The 4,929-nt window shown below is 63.8% G+C and carries 3 protein-coding genes and 1 tRNA gene; 2 read left to right on the top strand and 2 right to left on the bottom strand.

Going from position 1 to position 4,929, the window contains the following annotated elements; genetic code table 11:
• Window positions 1–680: 680 nt before the first annotated feature.
• Together ACI944_RS11675 and ACI944_RS11670 are read left to right on the top strand one after the other, a co-directional pair.
• Window positions 681–762, top strand: a tRNA-Ser gene (locus ACI944_RS11675).
• Between the two features lie 239 nt (window positions 763–1,001).
• Window positions 1,002–2,981: a DUF460 domain-containing protein gene (locus tag ACI944_RS11670; protein WP_411719228.1), complete on the top strand. Its 1,980-nt coding sequence runs from the start codon at window positions 1,002–1,004 to the stop codon at window positions 2,979–2,981.
• 53 nt (window positions 2,982–3,034) lie between these two features.
• Here ACI944_RS11670 and ACI944_RS11665 read toward each other — a convergent pair whose 3' ends face one another.
• Complete coding sequence (locus ACI944_RS11665) at window positions 3,035–3,406, bottom strand: cyclic nucleotide-binding/CBS domain-containing protein (RefSeq protein WP_411719227.1); 372 nt, start codon at window positions 3,404–3,406, stop codon at window positions 3,035–3,037.
• A 90-nt stretch (window positions 3,407–3,496) separates the two neighbouring features.
• Window positions 3,497–4,357 carry a universal stress protein gene (locus tag ACI944_RS11660; protein ID WP_411719226.1) on the bottom strand — a complete coding sequence of 287 codons (861 nt, stop codon included), beginning with the start codon at window positions 4,355–4,357 and terminating at the stop codon, window positions 3,497–3,499.
• Between the last annotated feature and the right edge of the window lie 572 nt (window positions 4,358–4,929).

The raw sequence follows: 4,929 nt of genomic DNA, 5'->3' as shown, positions 1-4,929 counted from the left end.
TTGCGAGGCGGCTTCACCGCCTCGAATTCGCGGCGCGGAGCGCCGCGCACGGCCCGTGAGGAGAGAGCGAGGGGTTCCGACGCTCAGTCGGAAGCGCGACGCGAGTCGGCCGGAGAGGAAGCCGACACGAGCTTTCGCAACCACTATACTGCACCATATCTTACTGCCAGTTAGTGCTGTGCGTCCACAAGTGGCGCGCAGTACGGGCCGCAGTAGCCCGGCCCTGAATGGTGGGTTTGTCGACCCCGAAGGGCGTCCGGTAGGCGGGGCGCACAAGACGCCCCGTCGCGCCAACTGAAAGCGAGAACCACATCAAAGCCACCGAAAGGCGACGCCTTTCGAGGCCTTGCCAGAGCGACGCTCTGCCAGTGGCCCCACCCCCAACGAGCGAGGCCGCAAGGCCGAGCAAAGTAGGGTGGGGTCGGTTACTAGTGCGTTCGCCCGTCTCCCGTCACTTACTCACAGCGGCTACCGATCGGCTTGATCGGACGCTGTCTCTGGGGCAAGACGACATTTTCATACCTATTGGGGTTTGACGTACTTGTAGGCTTCAATGAGTGTGATTTCGATGCTCTCAGCGCGGTTCAACGCAACCGCGATTGGATCCGTGTGGGACGCGGCGTTTGTCCTGGGGAGTGTCGAACGTCGCATGACACGAGCCGATCTGTAAGCTTCTGACAGGTGGGATGGCAGAGCGGCCCATTGCGTCTGCCTTGAAAGCAGATGGCGCAAGCCTCCTGGGTTCAAATCCCAGTCCCACCGCATCCTGCCGACCAACAGTAAGCGGCGGCGCTGGATTCAGCCCACGGAAACGCGAGCGAAGCGATCGTTTGGGTCGGGAGCGAATGCTACTTCCACCGCTTTTCACCGCCCCGGAGCGCTCGTTAAGCGAATCCGATTGGTCCGTTTAGTACCCTGATTCGGCCGTCTGGTCGGTCATGAGGCGAGCTGAAACCTCTCCCGTCACGGGATTTATGACCGATGACACCCTATCGGTAAACGTGAGCACGCGAACGAGCGCCCTGAACAACCGCATCTTTGGCGTCGACATTCAAAGCGGCGACGTTCGGGGCGACGCCCCCTCATACGCTGTCGTCACCTACGACGGGGAGACGATAGAGCGCGATGTCGTCTCGCTCCGGAAACTCCACCGCCGGATCGAGGGGGAAGAACCGGCCATCGTGGCGACGGACAACACGTATGAACTCGCCGAGGACAAAGCAGGGTTGGTCCGGTTCCTCCGAGGGTTACCCTCGGAGACGAAACTCGTCCAGGTGACGGGCGACGAACGGCCGGAACCGCTTTCGCGGGTCGCCAGCCGCCACGGCGTTCCCTACGGCAAACAGCCGATGCAGGAGGCCGAGGCGGCAGCCCGGCTCGCAGCCCGAAACGTCGGCTACGAAGTGTCAGCGTTCACAAACACGACTGAGATAAAGGTGTCGCGGGGGCGATCAACGGGGAGCGGTGGCTGGAGCGAGGACCGTTTCACCCGTCGGATCCACGGTTCAGTTAAAAAGACCGCACGGGAGGTCGAATCGAAGCTCGAAACAGCCGCCCTCGAGTACGAACAGGATGTAACGGAAAAGTACGGTGGCTACTCGCAGGCCCGCTTCGAGGTCGAGGCGACGCCCGCCGAGCTTCCCGTCTCGGAACATCGCTCCGGCGACACCCGGATCGAGATCGAGCGCGAACGCCGCGACGGGATCGAGTACCAGCCGCTCGCGAAGCGCCGCGACCACGTCGTCGTCGGCATCGACCCCGGGACGACAACCGCCGTCGCGGTGACCGATCTCGACGGGAGCGTCCTCGATGTGTGGTCGAGCCGGACAGTCGACACGGCCGACGTGGTCGAGTGGATCGTCGAGCACGGCCGGCCGATCGTCGTCGCCGCCGATGTCGAACCGATGCCCGAGACTGTCGAGAAGATCAGGCGGAGCTTCGACGCCGCCGGCTGGATCCCCGACAGCGATCTCTCGGTCGACCGGAAACTCCATCGCACGCGGGAGGAGCATTACGATAACGACCACGAGCGGGACGCGATGGCGGCGGCGCTTTTCGCCTTCGACGACCACGCGGACCAGTTCGAGCGAATTGCCGAAAAGGTCCCGCCGCAGTTCGACCGCGGGGAGGTCATCGCGACGGTCGTCTCCGATGGGGAGAGCGTCGAGTCCGCCCTCGAAGCGATGCGCGATGACGACGGAAGTGAGACCGAGGAGTCAGCCCACGACCCCCGCGAACTCACGGACGACGAAAAGAAGATCAAGCGACTCAAGGACCGCGTCCAGCGCCTCGAAGGGCACGTAGAGGACCTTCGCGAGACCGTCTCGCGGAAGGACGAACAGATAGATGAGTTGGAGTCTGAACTCTCCGAGGCCCGCCGCGAGGAGCGCCGGGAGGCAAGGGAGCGCCGGGAGGTGACCCGGCTCGAGCGCGAGACGGAACGACTCAAGCGAGAACTCTCCGAGGCCGAAACGGCCAACGAACAACTTGAGGACAAACTCGAGCGGCTCAAAGAGTTGTGGAAACTCGATCACTCGAACTTCGCCGATGTGGCGGAGCAAAAGCGCGGCCTCGTCCCCGTCAAGCCGGTCGAGCAGTTCACCAAGGGTGCGATCCGGCAGGCGGACGACGAGTACGGCATCGCTCCCGATGATGTCGTCTACCTCCGTGATGCCAGCGGGGCCGGGCGCGAAACCGCTGAACGGCTAGCGGGGTACGATCCCCGCGTCGTGCTGCGGGATGGCGGCCTCTCCGAACAGGCCGACGAAGTTCTCTTCGAGCACGAGGTTCCGGTCGGGCCAGCGTCAGATGTCACGATTCAGGAGGTGGATGAACTCGCCGTCGCCCGCGAAAACGAAGTCGAAGCCGTGATCGAGGACTGGAACGATCGAGCGACCGAGCGACGACGCGAACGGAAAGCCGCCGAGATCGACCAACTGATAAGTGAACACCGGGCCCGAGACCCCGAGCGGAGCGGTTAACATCGTGTCGTCTTTTATCAGCCCGGTCAGTCACTAACGCTCGTCCGACAGCATCACGACTCTCTGGCGGTGACATCCGCCATCGACACCATCCCAAGGAAGTCGTCGTCCGCAACGGGGATGTGATCAGTGCCGAACGTCGTCATCATCGCGGCGGCCTCGTTCAGTGGACAGTCCGGCGGGACAGTCTCGGCGGGTTGCGTCATTACCGCTCCAACGGAGGTGGTCGTTGGATCGAGGCCGTCGGCGACGGCATCCAGAATATCGCTTTTCGTCACAATCGCGGGCGGGGCTGTCGTCACGAGTAGTGCGCCCAGCCCACGGTTCCGCATCTCGGCCGCGGCCGTCGATACCGCCGCGTCCGGTTGGATGATCTCCAACGTCTCGGTCATCGCCTCCTCGACGAGTGTGGGTCGGTCATTCATCGTGAGCAATACTATCACATAACGTACTTCAATCGTTGGTTTCCGGGGATTTTATTCCCCGACCCTCCCGAGCGCGCGGTCGACTCGCGTTCACGCGTCCGGTTCAGGAACGGTCATCACCGGGATCGAAACCGATTGGACGGTCCGTTCGGTGACGCTCCCGAGGAGGCGACGCTCGAGGACACGGTGTCCACGCGCACCCATTACGACGAGGTCGACACCGCGTGTCCCGACGTACGACTCGATCGCCCGCCGGATCGACAAGGACGTCTCGACCGCCCCGACGACGGATTCGACGCCAGCGTCCTCGGCGATGGATGTCGCAGTCTCGATCACCTCACCCGCTCGCTCGTCGGTCGTGTCTGCCGACAAATCAACTATCGGATCCGACTCGTCGACGACACAGAGTATGTGTATGGCCGCCTCCGTCGCCGCCGCGAGTTCGACCGAGAACTTGAGGGCCGCCTCCGCGCCCGCGCTTCCATCGGTCGGCGCGAGCACGCTTCGGGCGGGGTACGGAGCCGGGTCGTCGGTCGGGTCGAAGGTCAGCACCGGAACGGCCGAACGGCGGAGGACGCGGCCGGTCGTGCTCCCGAGGAGCAAACGTTCGAGCCCGGCCCGCCCCCTCGTCGGCAGGGCGATCAGGTCGATACCGTACTCCTCGGTGTATGCGTCGATGGTAGGGGCCACACCGCCCTGAATGACATCAGTAACGGTCGAAACGCCCCGGTCCGCCGCGCGCTCAGCCGTTTTTTCGACGATTTCCGCGCCCTCGCGTTCGAGGACATCGACGACCTCTCCCTCAATTCGTGTGACGCTGTCGTGGGTCGTATCGGCCACGTTGAGGACGTGGACGGTCGCGTCGTGCGCCTCCGCGACGCCTAACACGCGATCGAACACCGCGTCAGCGCCCTCGCTCCCGTCGGTCGGAAACAGAATCCGGTCGAACATACCACGGATTTCGTGGGAGTATATAAAAACACCGGGCACGGTGGCCGTTTTCGACCGGCTGTATTGCCGCGCGCTAGTCCGGGCTGCTTCGACTCTCGCGGCTACGAATAAACACACGTTGTGACAGGTGTATTCACCTATGGGAACGCTGCCGGCCGAACAAACCACCGCTGACGACAAAATGATTCCGCCGACTCGGTGACGGCTGCCCGACCAGCCGGCAGGCGGATGGGAACGACACGGCGGTGCGGTCGCTGTCTGGCGATAGCTGTGGCTCACGCTGGGCCGCGGCCGGCCACTGCGGGCCGCCCCCTCGGCGGCCCGCAGCTCCCTCGTCGATGCGATCACACAGCGGTCGTCGCGTCTGGGGGAAGCGATCTCGTGACTCGGGACGCCAGCGCGTGACGCAGAACTTCACCTATTCGGGCTTTCCCGGGTGCCGCACGGCGCGGCACCCGGGCTGTAACGCCCATGACTCGGCTTCTTTCGCACACGGACCAGTCACGCCCACGTGCTCTGAGGCACGGAATCGCGTTCGGTCTCTTGCGCCCCATATCTTGTTTCACGCTCTC

The sequence above is a fragment of the Natronomonas sp. genome (assembly GCF_046710025.1).
Lineage (GTDB): Archaea > Halobacteriota > Halobacteria > Halobacteriales > Haloarculaceae > Natronomonas.
This window is presented reverse-complemented; position numbering and strand designations above follow the sequence as displayed.

What these genes read in the sequence shown, in the direction of transcription:
- ACI944_RS11665 (WP_411719227.1), bottom strand. Translation starts at nt 3,406, where the DNA reads ATGAATGACCGACCCACACTCGTCGAGGAGGCGATGACCGAGACGTTG.
- ACI944_RS11660 (WP_411719226.1), bottom strand. Translation starts at nt 4,357, where the DNA reads ATGTTCGACCGGATTCTGTTTCCGACCGACGGGAGCGAGGGCGCTGAC.